Below are 17,118 nucleotides of genomic sequence, written 5' to 3'. Positions count from 1 at the left end.
GCCCAAATTTTTAAGCCTTACTTTTTGAGTATCTACGTGAGATTTTAGGATTTCCTGCCACAAACTAGCCATTCAATTGATTTGACGACCTGCATTACTTCCGTATGGGAGGTCGCCACAATATTCGCTGAGGTTAACAGCGGAACGACTATAAATCCAAAAACTATAGTTTTAACCTCACCATAGTACATTCCGTGGAGCCTTGCGCCGCTGCGAAGATAGGGGCGGACAGAGGCGTATGAAATAACCGCCCCAAGCAAACACCGGTATGCTCAAAGACCACCAGTAGCTGTCTGTCAACCAAAACGCTAGTGCACATAGGAGCACACCAATTAGAATGCCAATAAGCAACCCGGCTATACCAGCTCGTGGCCCAACATCGAGAGGTCCTTTTTCCCTATTTGGAGGAATGAATTGCGCCATGACTTTGCCGTCTTCCTGATATAAAGCTACTCTATGGAACTCCACAAATGCTTAGCGACCCGCCTCCGGTAATTGTACTCCACAACGTGCCTCCAATTGTATTGGCAAACAGAAACGAATATGGCTCGGCAATGGCAGCCAATTCCCAAATAGCGGCAAACGCGATCGACATAGATGCTGCGCAAATTGCAGTATAGCCAGTTAAAAGAGCAACACCGGCCGCGATTAACGCTGAGCCCAGTTGTAAAAAAACGGTGAACAGAGCTAGTCCCGGAGGCCCCATTTCCATGAGCACAGTAAGTGCCAATGCCGCAATAGCTAAAATCGTTACACCAGTTGCAATTAAAATGCCGCCATTTGAACCACCCGCGATTTTATATGCACCCGCTCCTGTATCCTGATCGAGAATGATATAGCCGTTTCCAACCCAACCATTTGCAGCGATATCTTTTTCGTGGACAGTCACTTCCTTACCGGCTGAAAGAGCATTAGCAACCTCTAATTTCACATCCGTACTAATTTGCAAGCTTTGGAGAACTGCACTGTGTATTCCTTGATTACTCTGATTTAAGGTATAGATTTTTTGCCCTTGGGCAGCAGCTATTGCCAAAGCCTTGACTGCTGAAACACCTTGCGGTTGTGAGGGATCATTCGCCGCAAGACTTGTATTTTGGAGCATTGCTTCTGGCACTGCATGTTCCGCTGCAGATCCAATTGATCCAGCCTGGCGTATGTACGCTGCATGTTTCGATTGATCTCCGTCCTTTGTCTCAGCATGGCCACGTACATAATCCACATCCATCATGACACCAGGAAAGCTCACTGTTCTCACGATACCAAAGAAGAAATGTGGTTGTGCGGCAGTCAGAAATCGTCCATAACTCGGAAGTCGATAATTGACTACATTACCCGCAGTCAGCGCAATCCAATTATCGCTGCTATCCACCTGCACAAAGTAACTAAGAATCCCTGTCAGCATTAAATCGCCCGTGATGTCTTCTTTAGTCAGGTCACCAGGATTCAGTTGAAACTGCGCCAGTTTAGCCTTGGTTGTCGTCATCCTGTCTTGCAAGGCCTTCAATTGCTGCGTCCCCATCCCCTGTAAATCCAAGCCTATCGCATCATACTCCCCCACTGTGATGTCATTGTCATCGCCGCCTTCCCATGCGCCAGTGCCTGGGTTGAAGTATTGATTCTGCTGCTTGATGGAGCTACCCATTGTGAAGCTGCCTGCAGAGGTAGCTATTACTTGGCCATCGACCCTGAATTCCGCTTTCATGTTGAGCAGGTAGCCGGGCAAGGACGGGGGGAGCTCATTTGCTTGTAGGGGTGTGCCGTCCGCATGTGCCTTGGGCATATAACTATTGATCAATTCTTGATCCGCTTGTGTCGCAGGAGCAAAGCTCAATGTAATTTTTTTACTCGCCAGTTGTGGTGTGCCTCGATTGAGCTCAAGAATGGGATTGTCTGCAGTGTTGATGCCATCTGCTAAATAGAGATTAGTCCTAAACTTCCAGCGCAGGTTATCAGGCAATGTCTGAAATTCGCTTCCTGTGGCAACAACCCTATACGGCAAACTTCCCAACAGGATGCCATACGCTTCTACCTTTATCTTTTGTATGCCCAGTACGTCGCCAACGGTAGCATTGGCTTTTTGGCTCTTCACGTAGTTCTGTACCTGAGTCTGGTAGTTGTTGATCTGCGTTGGCAAATTAACCTGACTCAGGTTTTGTACGTAACCGCCTGCTTCATTAACAGTTGCACCTTGCAGCATCTGCGCAAGAAAGTCCTGGCTATTGGCCGGGACTTTGTTTTTGATGTCCATGCCAGCAGTAAATTCGTACTGCTTAAAACTCGCATCCATCGGCACCCAGGTATTTGGATTTTTATTGATCGCGCCCCGGCTAGGTGTGTAATCCACAAAGGCTTCCACCCAGACATGTTCCATTCGGATAGTGCTGATCTGTCCACCATTGATCAGCCCAGTGTTAGGAATCCCGCCCTGTCCTAACAGGCTTTGTGCTGCTTCTATCTTGGTGACACCACCGACCCAGTTCATGACTTTATCCGCTGGCACGTCAATGGTACCGTACACGTAGCGTGCTGGTATGCCTGCTGACCTGTACAGGGCGATCAGCAGACTGGCCGTATCAAAGGCATTGCCGCGTTTGTTTTGCAGGGTCAGTTCACTGCCTTGAATGCTGCCGTAGCTGGGAATGAAGCTGATGTTGTTCCTGACCCAGTTGTAAATCTGAACTGGGTTGTTGTTCAAGGCTGCTGCCTGGGCTTTGATGGCCGGAGTCAGTTGTACCTCTTCTGTCTCTGCGGTGTCTTGTGCAGTGGGGAGGGCTGGTAAAGTTGCCTGGGCCAGTTGCAGGCCATCTGGCATCTTGCCTGCGAGCATGACCTTGTCGTACTTGGGGGGAAACAGGCTGGCCTGGTACTGGGCCTTGCTTTCATTGGGTTTTCTGACTTTGTTGCTGGGGCTGCCAAATGGCAGTTTATTGGGGTCAGTATATTGATGCGGTTTGGCATTGGGGTATTTGTCCATGAAACCGCTCAGATCAGTCAAGGCTGTCTGGCGGTCACCGGTCTGCCCCTTGTCGTCAGCCAGGACTACCCGGTCCATGATTTTGTTGAATTCAGTTTGGCGGCTTTGATAGTCACTAACAGCCTTGCGATGGCGCGCCAGGATCTCTGACGGCAACTTAGCATCTTTGAGGTGCTGCTCTGTGTCTTTGAAGCTTTGGTCAATGTCGTTGTAGATTGCTTTGATCTGGCTATTGGCGTTGCGTATGCTGCTGACACGCTGGTTGAGCAATGCAGTATTACTGTTGGCTGTTGCCATCAACGCGAGCACGCCGGGCTTGGCGCTAGTGTTGGTGACTGGTGTCGTGGCCTTGACGTCATCCTGAATTTGCTTAAGCAGTTGGCTCAGACGCTCTTCTGGACTGCCAGACTTGGTGACGGCCATCGTGCTAGCAGCCAATATGGGCAGTTTTCCTAAGCCTCCAGCATACCCTGTATTGCCTTGGTTATTTACCTGTTCTGTGATGGCATGCAGTTGAGCGGAGACCGAACAGGGATAGAGTGTCAAGCTACTGAAGGTTGTCAATACGATACAGGCAGTGAGTTGCTGGACGTGGCGATGACGAAACATGGGCTTATAAGGAGAATTGTTTACTTACTCATGGGTACGGAAAACAATGGAAGCTGTTTCCATTTAATGGCTGCATAACTGGTATAGGATTCGACTGATGAAGCCTGAATTGCGCAAGGAAATGTCATCCAGAGTTGCCAACAGGCAGAGTCAGATTAGAAAGCGGTTGTTCTAAGTGACAATTATGCAAGCTATGGATGATATCAATGGCTTGAATTTATTGCAAGTAAATGCAAAATTGTAGCTATGTAATAAAAAGAATTAATTTTACAGTTGGTGAACGGCTATAAGCAGTATGGATGTTGATGGCGTAGTCCGCGCTACCAAGCAATCTCGTCGCAGCAACCAGACTGGGCGAGAAATAATGGGGGACTGTAAGCTTGTCGAGTTATGTAAAAGCGCTGTTTTGCATAAACATCATCTCATCTGCTACCATCAATAATGTTCTCTTCCAATATTGATGCTATGAAAAAAACCATACAGCTCTGCCTGATTGCAGCCCTGACACTAGCCAGTTTCCCTGGGATTTCGCAAACGATAGAAGAGGCAGAAATTGCTGACAAACGCGGTGACCGAAAAGAGGCATACGAGATTTACAAAAAATTGGCGGCCCAGGGAAATGCCGTGGCGCAATTCAATGCAGGCGTTTACATCATGAGTGGATCGAGAACAGCAACAGACTTCGAAGAGGCTGAGGCATGGTTTTTTAAATCGGCTCAGCAAGGTTATGTCAAGGCGCAGGAGCATCTGGCCTGGCTCTATGTCTACCATAAAAAAGATATCGTCCGGGGTGCCTTCTGGTACGAAAAAGCAGCAGCACAACAAGACAGCGATTCGATTGCTGCTTTATCCAATCTCTACAAGGCCAATCCAGGTTTGCAAGAAAAAATCAAACAATATTTGGAAGCAGAAGTCGAATACAATCGCCAGCAAGCCCTTACCCAGCAGCAGGAAAAAGAACGACAAGCGCAAGATGAACGCACGAGAACGGAATCTTTGGCTTGTCTCGACAGATTATATGGAGATCCACGAACAAAATCACTCTCTGGCAAGGTGATCATTGATACCAATAAAACAGCCACATTAGAAATTCTGGGCAATACGTCTAAACCCAATGCCAAGGAAAAAGCGGCACTCTCCTATGTATTTACAGAGTGGGAAAGATGCACCGACATACAGGAAGAGCCGAGAAAGAAAATGCTTATGCCTGAAGTGACACAAGTCATCAATGCTTACAGACTGGATTTGAAGTCAGCCGTTGCTGACCTGTATGGCGGCAAGACCACCTATGGCGACCTGGCGAAAACACGTGCCAGACTTGACCTAGATTTCAAACAAAAAATCAGCGCTATCATCAGCAGCGTGCAAGAGAAAGAACTTGCAGAAGCGAGAAGAAAACAGGAAGCAGAAGCACAAAGGCGTTATGCTGAAGCAAAAAACCAGCAGCAGCGCGAAGCTGAACTGCAAAGGCAGCAAGAAGCCCGCCGCCAGCTAGAAATCGAAGAAGCACGTATGCGGCTTGCACAGCAACAGGCGCAACAACAAGCACAGCAACAGCAGCAAGAAAATAATTTCCAGCAAAGCTTGCAGTTGCTGCAAATGTTGAACCAGAAACCCCAGGTACAGCCAAGACCTAATACTTCTGTCAACTGTACCTCAACACGATTTGGTAGTACGGTGACGACGAATTGTTTCTAGAGCTTAATTACTAATAAATTCAGGGATGCCTTATCTCACGAGGGGGCTTAGTGTGCTACAGGGTGTCCTACGGGTTGAGTCGTTTTGCCAGCACCTCGCCATATCTATCTGCGATCTTTAACAGTTCCGGCGTAGTACGATTATAGAAAAAATCTAGGCATTCAGCATTGACTTTCGCACCGATTGCGTTTTGCTTAAGTCCAATTGCCGAGCTGGCGAATTCAAGTTTTTGCTTGGTTTCCTGTGGTGTGAATTTGCTGTCATAGCGACGCCAGAGTACTCTCTTACTTTCACCAGTGATGGCACTTTCTGTGGCAATTTCACGACCAAATATTGCAGTTTTTCTGAAAGCCATGCTGCCATAGAACATGGTCAAATCGCGTATCTCCTGTACATTGTAATATTTGGGGTAAATCGCTTCAATCATCTCAGTGACCATGGTTTTTACATCTAAATTTTTATGAAAGGCAGTCACCTCATTCGCGATTTTTGGTGTCATTTCCAAGATGACGTTTTTAATCCTGGTGCGCTCAACTTCAGATAAAGAACTACTACTCTCTAATTTTCGCATTGCCCCCTTGACCACTTCTTCAGAGCCATTTTTTGCAGCATTCTCAATAATAATTATCCAGGCTTGTTCCAAATTTTGAACTTCAATAAATTCCTTTAAAGCTTGTTTCATCTCTGGTGTCGGTGCTGCTGCCTGTGCTAAGGATGCAGTAAGCAGTATTCCAATGATCATCAGATGTTTAAGAATAGTCTTCAAAATTGGCTCCATTGTGTGCAAGATGGCATTGTAATTGACCCTGAATAGTTTGACGCGATAGATCTTTCTAGAGACTATTAATGCATGCTGCATGCATGGTAAGCGCCTCATCAGTACCATTTTTACGGATCGCAATAGTAACCACAGGTACAATACAGGCATTTGAAGTAGGTTGGCTACTATGGATGAATACCGTCATTACAAACTCAACCGTGCAGCGATAGTGTCGCTGCCGGAGCGAGTCAAGATAGTTGTCGCATAAACCGATTTACCTGGCAGTAACCAAGGTTCATGTCTTTAAACTCACCCTGTCTGATCAGGCGACTAGGTGTCCACTTTGAAATGCGGCAGGGTGTCCAGTTTGAGACGCGAATGGGTGACTGATTGACTTGGCGATTTGTTGTCTGATTAAATAAAAATATTCATTAATAGCATAATAGGCTGATTATTGAATTGAATCTTGTTAGCCCGAGCATGGGCGGTTTTAATTTTCTCAATTTTTACTTGGCCTAGTACATGGATATACGATCACTGGTTGAAAGTATGGCGGATTTCTTTCGAGGAACTTATGCCTGGGTACTGAGAAATGCACCGCCGTTGGTAGCAAAGACCATCCCCAGTCATATCAGGAAAATTCATGAGGACGGATACAAGTCTGGGCATCAAAAAGGTTACAAAGTGGGTAAGGAGGCCGGTCATAAAGTTGGATATGCATTGGGCGAAAAGACTGGGTACGAAAACGGGTCTCTTGCCGGCGAGGAGAGTGGATATCAAAGAGGGCTTGAAGAAGGGAAAAATATCTGGGTCATTACGGACGAGCGCGCAATCGGTTCGACATCAATAGATCAATCCGTTTACGGGCCACAGAAATTTGAAATCACCGATGAGATGCGTCGCAACATGCAAAAAGAAGTTGCTGATGCTGTCGCAAAAAGAATAATTCCGCCACCAACTGATGATCAATGGAAGATGATTTTTGCGGATGGCCCTGCGACTTGTATTACTGCCGGAGCCGGCTCAGGGAAATCCACGACTTTGATACTGCGTGTTATTTTCATGTTGAAGCATCTTAAGATTCAAAAGAACGAGATAACTGTCGTTTCTTTTACCACAGCAGCATGCGAAGATTTGAGGTACACCTTAGTTAAAGTCATCAAACATTGGGGGGACTCTTCCTTTGAATATGAAGATGCAAAAAAGCTTGTGCGGACATTTCATTCGATGCTACTTCAGATGTCGAAGCGAATACTTGGAAAAATCGATTTCTTCGAAAATTTGAAAGTAAAAAATGAACAGGGTCCTGTGGAAGTGGTGACCAGCACTGACGATAAAGATATATTGGATGACGAATTTGGTTTAGAAGACGTTGAAAACCCATTTTCCTCAATGAAGCTGAGCGATCTCCAAGTCACTGCGTTAAAGGAATCATATATTGCTCTCTACAATTCTGACGAGACTTTCAGGCTGCATATTGACGCAATGCGGCAAATGGAATTAAAGCGATCGGTCAATAACGATATACCGGAAAATATTTATGATTCTATTGTGACGAAAATTGCTAGCGCCAGGGATAAGAGCATTGTTGAAAAAATCAACGAGAAAATCAGAATCTCTTGTGGATTTCCAGAATCCAATTTCGAAATTGGACCCCTATTCGCATTTGAGGCATTTGGTTACCAATTTTTTGCGAATGGTTTTGTTCCATCCGAAGGAAAGTTTGTATTCATAGGAGGATTTTTCTATGAAGATAGACTATTTGACTCAGAAGAAACTATTTTAGACCCGAGTGATAATAGCAAGCGGCGAATTTATCATGTGATCAAGGTGAAAAAAAACATCATTTCGCGATATCTTGGAAGTAAACATTATTACATCAATAGCCCAGATAGCATGAAGAATTTTAAGGGCATGACGGCCCGGTTTGACATGGACGGATATGCTAAAAAAGTACTTGAGCCAATCAGTGCGCCCATTTTTAATATTCAACTTGATGGGGAAATTATACCTAGTCCTATTTTTGAGGCCTTCTATAGTCAGGCAAGTTTTATAGAAAGCATGGGATTGGAAGTTTCCAAAGCGATTAAAAAGATGAGGCCATATCGGTCTCAATGCCTCGAATATCACTTTAGTAATGCGTTGCCTAGATTTTGGCGGCAGTTTGAAAATGACTTACGCACTCGAAAAATGGCAACTTTCAATTTTGCGTTCCTGGAGCTCGCAAGCGAAAATATGCAGGAGAAACGCATACACGATAGGATGTTGATGCCGTTTTCACATCTTCTTATCGATGAATTTCAGGATATTTCACCACAAATTGTTGCGTGGCTACTTAAAAATCAGAGACGCATTGTGGAAAGAAGAGATCTTGCTATGGGCAGCGAAGATGTTGATCCTTCTGTCAGCCTTATGGCAATTGGTGATGATCGGCAATCAATTTATGGCTGGCGAGGGAGTGTACCAAGTTTTTTCAAGGAATTTGACAGACATTTTCCGTCACATCCATGGCTTGGTAAAGCTAGCAGGCTTCCTATGGTAGAGAATTTCAGGTCAATTGAGCCAATCGTACGTGGATCTGAAATCCTACTTTCATCAAATGGCTATGGTCGTGAAAAGGAATGCACTACGAGACGATTGTCTGAGCCAGGAGATCATGGGATAAAGTTTGAGCCCTATAAAGACCTTGATGAAGAAACCAAGGCGAGGATTGTAGAAAAAATCACAGAGCAACATGCATATGTGTCCGGTTTAAAAAAAACATATAAAAATAAAGTCATCGTCATGAGCCGACGAAACGAGACTTTGAATGCTATCAGACCTTTAATTAAGGATTTACCTGGCGTGGTTTTCTACACATATCATCGTGCAAAAGGCTTACAGGGAGAAGTCGCAGTATTGATAGAAGACTGTGTATACGAAAATACTCACAAATTGAGAAACCGCGTGTATGAATGCGTTGACTGGCTCCCGGAGGGTTTTACGTACGACAAGGCACAGTCAGACGAAGCAGTACAGCTTGCTTATGTTGCTACTACAAGAGGAATGCGTAGGGTAATTTGGTTCATCGAAGGAAAAAAAGAAAAATCAAAAGGTATCGGAGCTGCTGCACGCTTTCAAATTGAGAAAATGCAAGAGCACTAGTTCTCCTTTTGAATTCTTTTAGACGAAGCAGTGCTGGCGTGATTCCTAAATCGGTACCAATAATCATCGCAATTCGGACGGAAAATACGTCATTCAGCAGAGGTAACTTATGTTGCTGAAATTCATCTAAAAGAATGCTAAGAGGGAAGAAATGACTGATGGTTTGAATACCCCAAATCTAGTTAGAATCTTCATTGGGGCGCCGATTCAGTATAAATCTGAAGATGACTGTCTCCATGCTATCTGTGATTTGTTGATCAAAAATGGCAAATGGGCTTATGTATTTGCCAATTTCAATGCGAATGGCCGACAAATAGACTTTGCCGTTTTCACTGAAACTACGACAGTGGTGATTGAAGTAAAAGGTTACTCACTGCCGGTACGAGGGACTGTGAACGGTCTATGGGAGCAAATCGGCCCCGGAACCCGGAAGATCCGCAATGCGTACAATCAGACACTGGATGCCAAAAACGCATTCCGTGATGAGATGCAGGGCGTATGCCAGGTCAACGGATATCTCAACGGGCTTTTAGTGATTGTGCCCGTTATTCCGAAAGGTTCGTCTTTGCCACCGGGCGACTTCAAGGTTGCAGTTGCTGGGCTTGCTCAACTTGAGAGTCTGCTACTGCAACCGTCAGATGCTTTGCTCACGCAGGACAAATGTGAGAATTTAGCCAAGCGACTGGGTCTTGATCAGGTGGGAAGCATTGATGCCGCGATAAGTCCCCAGGTTTTCGCAATGGAAAGGTCATACGAGGCATATATCAAAGCCTTTAGCGAATTTTATGGACCTGTGGCTGCAGAACTTGTTGACGATCAATATAAATGTTCTGATCTTGAAATTACTCCTGCCCAAGTACGATCAATGGTCGAGGAAGGCGAGACTGGTCTATTGATCCATGGACCAGCGGGCTGTGGTAAAACGCTGCTTGCGACATCTTGTGCGGCTGCATGTACAGCAGCTGAGTACCTACCCATTTTCGTTTCAGCCAAGAACTTTGATGGTGAAGTTAAACGTCTTTTAGATAGAGAAGCGGCTTTATTAGGAATGCCTTCAGCAAGCAACCTTATCACCGCTGGTAAATTTCTTGGCAAACGTATCGTTCTGTTTCTGGACGGCTATAACGAATGTCCTGATGGCCTCAAGGCTCACTTGACAAGAAGTCTCAAGGTATTCGCGCAACGCTATCGCGCTGGCATTGTTGTCACCACCCAGCAAAACCTTGTAAGACATGATCTGCTCAGAATGAAATCTGTCGTTATAGATAGGCCGACAGAGAAACTCAAAGCTTTGCTTGCCGGGCTTGAAAGACAAGAAGGCCAGGCTGAAAATTTCCGCAGTCTACTTGAGGTGGTGAGTTCTGGTCTAGAAGCTGGTCTGGTAGGGCAGGTCGGAGCATTGTTGCCGGCGGGCGCAAGTCGATTCGTGCTGTTTGATACCTATGCCAGGAAAAAACTGGGTAGTACAGCCTCAAAAAATATTCGCTTCTTAAGCGCATTTGCTGGAACCCTCGTTCAACGGGCCTGTTTTAGTATTTCCATTCGAGAGTTTGATCGACTGTGTGATATCGATAATTTGGATGATGAAACTCGCCAGGTTTTGCTGCGGTCCAAGCTGCTGCAGATTCGTGGCGACAGGATAAGTTTCGTGCACGAGTTGTTTTTCACAGCATTTGCCGCTGAGTTTGTAATCAGAGCAGCGAACAGAGATATAAATCATATCCTTACTGCCTTAGCCTCACCACGATATTTCATATCAAGGACGTTTATTCTTGGTGCAATTGAGGATGAGCAAATACTGCAGGCCGTACTTGAAAACACAAATGATTCCGACCTGATTGTTGCGTGCGTTCGGGGTGAATGTGGTGTTACCGCGCAAATTGAAGTAAAACATAAAATTGATGACCTGCTGGCGGGTATGCTTGTTGAGTCAAAACGTATAGATTTTCAGATTGTTGGAGAAGAATGGACCGGTGTTGCGGTTAACAAAGAATCTTGCTTATCTGAATTGGAGAAGTTCAGTCCTTATCTTGCAGCAATTGGACAAGGCTTGATGGGCGGCCACTATGTGGATGTAATAATGGCCGCATGCAAGAATATGGATGAGGCGATAGCAGTTTTTTCGGAGCAATTTAAGGCTGAAGCCAAGGCGAAGAAGATACCTCTTCGAGATGCGATGTTCTGGACCGTCTACATCACGTCTCATGAAGCTGCTATATCGCAGTTGATCAGGTTTGCACACAGTGGAGGTTTATCATTCCGCGGTCAGGTAGGTATCGGTTGCAACCAAGTGCTTGAAACGGCATGGTCTAGTGCAGCAACACCAGGTCAATATTACTTTCTCATCGGACTGACAAGGCATGTTGAAAGTTATGATATTGCGGCACCACATATTGTTCGGCTCTTACAAAACATTAAGGATTACCCTTACAACCTTCAACTGGACTTGATCGATTTTTCTCAGTACCTTCACAATGTCGGGGAGCCATATCGTAAGGAGATTGTCACCATACTTAATATGCTGATTGACAAGCTAGGTATCATGTTGAATTCCGGTATTTTTGAAGCGCTCAATGCATTTGGTGCATTGGAAGAAGAGGCGCAAAATCATGTTCTAGTAATTCGCCTCGAGATCGAGCAAGCATTGAATACGGATGGGAGCAAAGCAGATGCGTTAGCCTGGAGTCTCTATTCTCGACAATTTGATCACCCTTTCGATACTGCCTATTGGGAAGAAATTCATGAACTAGATGAGTCTCGGCAGAAGTTACTCTTTTACAAGGCATGCCGCGGTGCTAATTCAGGCTTTCTTTTGTTTTTAGGAACACTTATCCGAAGGCTGTCCCAATTTAATGACCCTGCGATGGCACAGGTACTTTTTAGATGGACGGCATTACCTGATCGGCACAGCCCCATGCCTCAAGAGGCCATCGAAATTTTCATCAACGCCCATGAAGCGCTCGGCGTGATTAAGGTGGCATTGCCCCAATACAGAGGTGAATCATCGTCTGCCGCGGAAAACGCTATGTTAGCTTGCGGTGAACTCATATATTGGTCGAGTAGGAAGGACTTGGATGAAGCCCTGATTTCAACGTACACAGCCGCCGCCAGAGACGTTCTTCTTGATCATTCGCTGTGCGCAAGTGCTGGTACGTTGCAGCTAGTTACTTCCTGTGTGTTCCGTTCGGACCGAGATCAAATTTTGCTGACTAGTCAATTTCCAGAGTTATGTTTAGTGATCTGCAGGGAAGCACTCATGCGCCGGGATAAGCAGGTATCGTATTTTCAGCACAAAATCCGGGACGATACGCACGACATTATCTGCTTCGCTATAGGGGTATTGGGCGATATGGGAGATATCAGCGACTTAAGCATACTTAGGACCCTCTGTGACCACGGAAGTTATGGTACCAGTTCATTGAAAGCGATCGAAAGAATTGAGGAGCGCACGCGTTTTCGTTAGCAAAAAATGCTGAGCTTGACAAGCAGCTTCTCAAGCTAGGAAATACTTGAGCTGTTCAGTGAGTGGTGATAATCAATCGTGTATTTTTAAAAACTCAAGTTGGAGAGAAATGTCTCTTGAGTGCCCAAAGAATCTGGTTATCGGGGCTTAGACGATACTTATTGGGACTGACATGCCAGAAATTGCCGGATAAACTAGAGTTCAAGCTGAGTACATCACTCGTACTTGGTATATTCAATAATTGGATATAGCCAGCCAGCGAACAAATATTACTAATAGAGACTTGTATGCGCCGCCCAGAACTCATTTTTGATGATGCACTCAGAGCATTCTTGAAACGAGAAGGCAGCTCGCTACTCACTAATGTGAGTGAGCGTAACACATGCGGCCGCCTGGCCCTCTTCATTGAACGACAATTAGAGCAGGAGGGAGTGTCCGGTTACTATGCAGATGTTGAATACAATCGGAAGCAGCGTGATAAAGTTAAGACGATTATCAATGATCAGTTCCAGGTTGTCTCAATAACTGCAGACTTAATTGTTCATTCCCGTGGCGAGATACTTGCTCCCAATGATAATCTCATTGCAGTAGAAGTTAAGAAGTCATCACGTCCGGCTCACGAAAAAGATGATGACGTGGCTCGGCTAATCGCAATGACCCGTGTACCCCATGACGGGGTTTGGGCCTGGGAGGGCGGTCATCCAGAGCACGTTTGCGGTTATTCGGTCGGAGTATTTATGGAAATTCGTCGCGAACGGCATGAGATATTGGTGGAATACTTCAAACTCGGTAAGAAAACAAAAGAGCAATTGTTCGTAATTCCCATACGCTAAGTTAAAGAAAGCGGGTTTTAGTAAGCATGAGTGATTGAGAGGTGCCCACTCTTTAACTGCAATTTTCGCTTCTGTGTAGAGCTGGGCCTCTGACCGGGTGTGTCGGTTCCGGCCTGGATTAGAAGCATTAAAATTAGGGTAAGCGGATAATTGGCCGACCTATTTTTGAATAATAATCACTGTAGGTTATGTCTCTCCCCAAGATATGGCGCCATTCTGCGATATCTTGAATATGATAAAAATATTTTTCGGCAGACCGTAATGAGCAGCCAGTTTCATAGTGAAATTGCGCGGCAGCTTGTTTGTATCCCCAATGCTCCAAGCTTCTGTCAACAAATTTTCTTTCCAAGGTCCTCACTAGATCGCGTAACAGCAATTTGGTGATCCGTTTAAATGCTTTTCCCTCTTTATGTTTTGAGTGACGTGATTTATTGAATTCTGTACCTGTTGCTGCAATTGAACATTTGGCAAGATTGCCGAGATTATGACTGCTGCTCGTTTTCATTTAAGCACCCCAGATGAATATGAAGACTTATTTTGATCTGAGGGGGAGACGAGCTAGTACTGAAACGTGCGTGATTTGTCTGTCAATTCCAATTGCAGATCGAATGCGTGAGATTTATTGCGTGCTTCGATTGATCTGAGCACTGGTACCAGCTATCGCAGATTTACAGGGAAAAGCGACCTATAGAACGTCTAAATGTTGCCATATTAAATTTCAATTATTTAAATATTGTAAATAAGTCTATATTTTGGCGATGGTGTTTTATAATCAACAACTTAGGCAAATAATAAGATTGCAGTTTTTGATATATTATTAAATTAATAATTTCAAGGTCTAATTCTCATGGCGTTTAAAAAACCAACTACCCATACTGCCGTGCCAGATAGTCCAGACAGATTATTTCGAGACCTGCCACGCCGTAAGCATGCGAGCTTATTCGATCATCAAGGACAGGTGCTACGTAACTACGTTGCGCAAGCCGTAGATGTGCCTGATGTGGCACTCCAACTACCTACGGGTAGTGGTAAGACTTTGGTCGGCTTGTTGTTGGCAGAATGGCGCCGACGGAAATTTCATGAGCGTGTCGTCTATCTGTGTCCTACTCGACAGCTTGTCAATCAGGTTGCGGAGGAAGCTTCATCGAAATATGGACTGACCATCGAACCATTTACTGGCCCAATAAAAAGTTATACACCTGAAGCCAAAACATCCTATCAAGATGGCGAGAGAGTGGCGGTGACAACTTATAATAGCTTGTTCAATACCAATCCATTCTTTGAAAATCCAGACATCATTATTATCGATGACGCCCACGCCGCCGAAAACTATATGGCGAGCCAGTGGACCCTACGCATCAACCGTTTTGAGCCTGAAGACGAAACGCTATTTAAGGCAGTTGCTACTGTGCTGAAACCGGTCCTTAGCGCACAAAACTACACTCGGCTGACAGGCAATTGGCATGGTATTGACGATGTGAGTTGGGTAGATAAAATTCCAAGCCATATACTGGCCGAGATATCAAGCGAATTGCATGCAACAATCAGTGCGAATGTAAGAGGGTCAAAACACCGCTACCCTTGGAGTATGCTTGTCAATCATCTTCACGCTTGTCAGCTTTACGTCTCATCAAGTGAGATTATGTTGCGTCCACTGATTCCTCCAACATGGGCACATGATCCTTTCATTGGGGCAAGACAGCGCATATTTATGTCTGCTACACTCGGCGCCGGTGGTGACTTGGAGCGTTTGACAGGGCGTCCAGGTATTAAGCGATTGCCGATTCCCGAAGGTTGGGACAAACAAGGCATTGGCCGACGATTCTTCTTATTTCCTGAGAAGTCATTAACTGAAGACAAGACTTTACAGCTACGCAGGGAGCTGATTCGTAAAGCTGGACGCAGCTTAATATTGACTCCGAATACGCCTGACGCTGATGCGGTGATCGAAGATCTTGAGCAGAATTTAAAGCACGCGATCTTTACCGCGGATGAACTTGAGATCAGTAAAGCGGGGTTCACTAAAACCGAGAATGCTGTTGCAGTAATAGCGAACAGGTACGATGGTATAGATTTCCCTAATGATGATTGCCGGTTGCTATTTGTTGAGGGTTTGTCTAGTACAACAAACCTGCAGGAGCGGTTTCTCATAAACCGTATGGGGGCAAATTTATTGTTCAACGAACGCATTCAAACACGGGTGTTGCAGGCCATTGGTCGTTGTACTCGTGGGTTGAATGACTATTCTGCAGTCGTAGTTACAGGTGACGAACTTCCTGCATATTTGACGGATCGCAAGCGACGTAAATATTTTCATCCTGAACTTCAAGCTGAACTAGAATTCGGTGTAGATCAATCGACCAAGGTAGGCAGCCAGGATTTCCTGGACAACTTTGATAGTTTCCTGGAGCATGAGGAAGATTGGGAGGAGGCTAATCAAAGTATTCTGGACATGCGTGAGGCAGCTACTCAAGAAAGATTCCCTGCGATGGATCAGCTCGAAAGTATCGTTAGCCATGAAATTGTCTGGCAGACAGCAATATGGAATGAGGACTACGTAAAAGCCTACGATGCAGCACGAGAAGTACTGGGTGGACTTACTGACCCAGGTTTGCGTGGGTATAGAGCTCTATGGCATTACCTTGCTGGTTCTGCAGCAGAAGCAGCCGCACGTGCAGGAGTCACTGGTTTCGATGCACATGCTCGAAGCCAGTATCGTAAGGCCAAAGATGCGGCTAACAGAATACCTTGGCTCATCGGATTGGCACGTGGCAGCATAGCCGAGGAGCCTAGTCCAGATGAAGTTTCCAATCGCACTTTACTCATGCAGGTAGAGCAATTGGAAGCGCAGTTGGTAAGACTGGGCACATTGCATAATCGTGATTTCTCTGCGCGTGAGAAGCAAATCCGTGATGGACTTAAAGAAGGTACTAGCTTTGAACAAGCGCAGGTACTGTTAGGGGAACATCTAGGTTTTAATGCGGGAAAAATGGAAACTGACGCATCTCCTGACCCATGGTGGATTGTTGGGGACATAACTATTGTTTTCGAAGATCATGCAGACGCCAAAGACACGTCTATTATTGATGCAAAAAAAGCACGCCAGGCTGCTTCACACCCAGATTGGATGCGTGTGCACGTGCCTGCTTCCGCAGGAACTCAGATTCAGTCTGTGCTGGTTACACCAGTCAAGAAAGCAAAGGAAGGGGCTATACCATCTCTGGTGCGCGTAGCACACTGGGATATTGAGGATTTTCGTCAATGGTCCGAGATAGCCCTCGGTATAATTCGAGAATTGCACAGAGAGTTCCAAGAGCCTGGGGACTTAGTTTGGCGTGATAGAGCTGTTCAGGCGCTTACTGAGAACCGTCTTGATGCTCCAGGGTTGTTTGCTTGGCTGGTGGCACGTCCGGCAAAGAACTATCTTGGCAGCGTTCCGTAATTTGTGCTTTTCATGTGTACTAGCTCAGACTTGATCTGACACGAACCGTCAGATGAGTTGGAGTCTTTGGTAGACCACCACGAAGAGCAGCCAGCCGTCGCGAGCTCCAGATGTTAGCTATCCGTGCAAGGCGGCATGCCCCCTGTCTACAGCTACGTTTTGTATGAGTCGGATAAACCCAGTATGTGCAGCCGC

The 17,118-nt window shown here is 45.5% G+C and carries 8 protein-coding genes; 5 read left to right on the top strand and 3 right to left on the bottom strand.

The annotated features are described in order from the left end of the window. Nucleotides 1-454: 454 nt before the first annotated feature. Nucleotides 455-3,520, bottom strand: a complete 3,066-nt coding sequence (locus LZ463_RS02765; protein ID WP_241453616.1) for a transglutaminase-like domain-containing protein — start codon at nt 3,518-3,520, stop codon at nt 455-457. 528 nt (nt 3,521-4,048) lie between these two features. Between LZ463_RS02765 and LZ463_RS02760 the strand changes: the two genes are divergently transcribed. Next, the gene (locus tag LZ463_RS02760; protein ID WP_241453614.1) at nt 4,049-5,281 is read left to right on the top strand and encodes a hypothetical protein; all 1,233 of its coding nucleotides are present in this window, start codon (nt 4,049-4,051) and stop codon (nt 5,279-5,281) included. A 67-nt stretch (nt 5,282-5,348) separates the two neighbouring features. Here the strand turns inward: LZ463_RS02760 and LZ463_RS02755 are convergent, their stop codons facing one another. Then, nucleotides 5,349-6,047, bottom strand: a complete 699-nt coding sequence (locus LZ463_RS02755; protein WP_241453613.1) for a DUF2059 domain-containing protein — start codon at nt 6,045-6,047, stop codon at nt 5,349-5,351. A 516-nt stretch (nt 6,048-6,563) separates the two neighbouring features. On the opposite strand from LZ463_RS02755, the gene LZ463_RS02750 reads away from it, so the two are divergent. From LZ463_RS02750 to LZ463_RS02740, 3 genes are all read left to right on the top strand, one after another. Continuing rightward, nucleotides 6,564-9,185 carry a UvrD-helicase domain-containing protein gene (locus LZ463_RS02750; protein WP_241453612.1) on the top strand — a complete coding sequence of 874 codons (2,622 nt, stop codon included), beginning with the start codon at nt 6,564-6,566 and terminating at the stop codon, nt 9,183-9,185. Nucleotides 9,186-9,336: 151 nt separating this feature from the next. Further along, nucleotides 9,337-12,648, top strand: coding sequence for a nuclease-related domain-containing protein (locus LZ463_RS02745; RefSeq protein WP_241453611.1), 3,312 nt, complete (start codon nt 9,337-9,339; stop codon nt 12,646-12,648). A gap of 287 nt (nt 12,649-12,935) precedes the next feature. After that, nucleotides 12,936-13,481 (top strand): hypothetical protein, encoded by a 546-nt coding sequence (locus tag LZ463_RS02740; protein ID WP_241453610.1) that lies wholly within the window; start codon nt 12,936-12,938, stop codon nt 13,479-13,481. Nucleotides 13,482-13,614: 133 nt separating this feature from the next. On the opposite strand, the gene LZ463_RS02735 is transcribed toward LZ463_RS02740, so the two are convergent. After that, entirely contained in the window at nt 13,615-13,986 is a 372-nt protein-coding gene (locus LZ463_RS02735) for a hypothetical protein (RefSeq protein ID WP_241453609.1), read from the bottom strand. A gap of 342 nt (nt 13,987-14,328) precedes the next feature. Between LZ463_RS02735 and LZ463_RS02730 the strand changes: the two genes are divergently transcribed. Continuing rightward, entirely contained in the window at nt 14,329-16,923 is a 2,595-nt protein-coding gene (locus LZ463_RS02730; protein ID WP_241453607.1) for a DEAD/DEAH box helicase, read from the top strand. Nucleotides 16,924-17,118 lie beyond the last annotated feature (195 nt).

It is taken from the genome of Undibacterium paludis (genome assembly GCF_022568815.1).
Taxonomy (GTDB): Bacteria; Pseudomonadota; Gammaproteobacteria; order Burkholderiales; family Burkholderiaceae_D; genus Undibacterium.
This window is presented reverse-complemented; position numbering and strand designations above follow the sequence as displayed.

What these genes read in the sequence shown, in the direction of transcription:
- LZ463_RS02760 (WP_241453614.1), top strand. Translation starts at nt 4,049, where the DNA reads ATGAAAAAAACCATACAGCTCTGCCTGATTGCAGCCCTGACACTAGCC.
- LZ463_RS02750 (WP_241453612.1), top strand. Translation starts at nt 6,564, where the DNA reads ATGGATATACGATCACTGGTTGAAAGTATGGCGGATTTCTTTCGAGGA.
- LZ463_RS02745 (WP_241453611.1), top strand. Translation starts at nt 9,337, where the DNA reads ATGACTGATGGTTTGAATACCCCAAATCTAGTTAGAATCTTCATTGGG.
- LZ463_RS02740 (WP_241453610.1), top strand. Translation starts at nt 12,936, where the DNA reads ATGCGCCGCCCAGAACTCATTTTTGATGATGCACTCAGAGCATTCTTG.
- LZ463_RS02735 (WP_241453609.1), bottom strand. Translation starts at nt 13,986, where the DNA reads ATGAAAACGAGCAGCAGTCATAATCTCGGCAATCTTGCCAAATGTTCA.
- LZ463_RS02730 (WP_241453607.1), top strand. Translation starts at nt 14,329, where the DNA reads ATGGCGTTTAAAAAACCAACTACCCATACTGCCGTGCCAGATAGTCCA.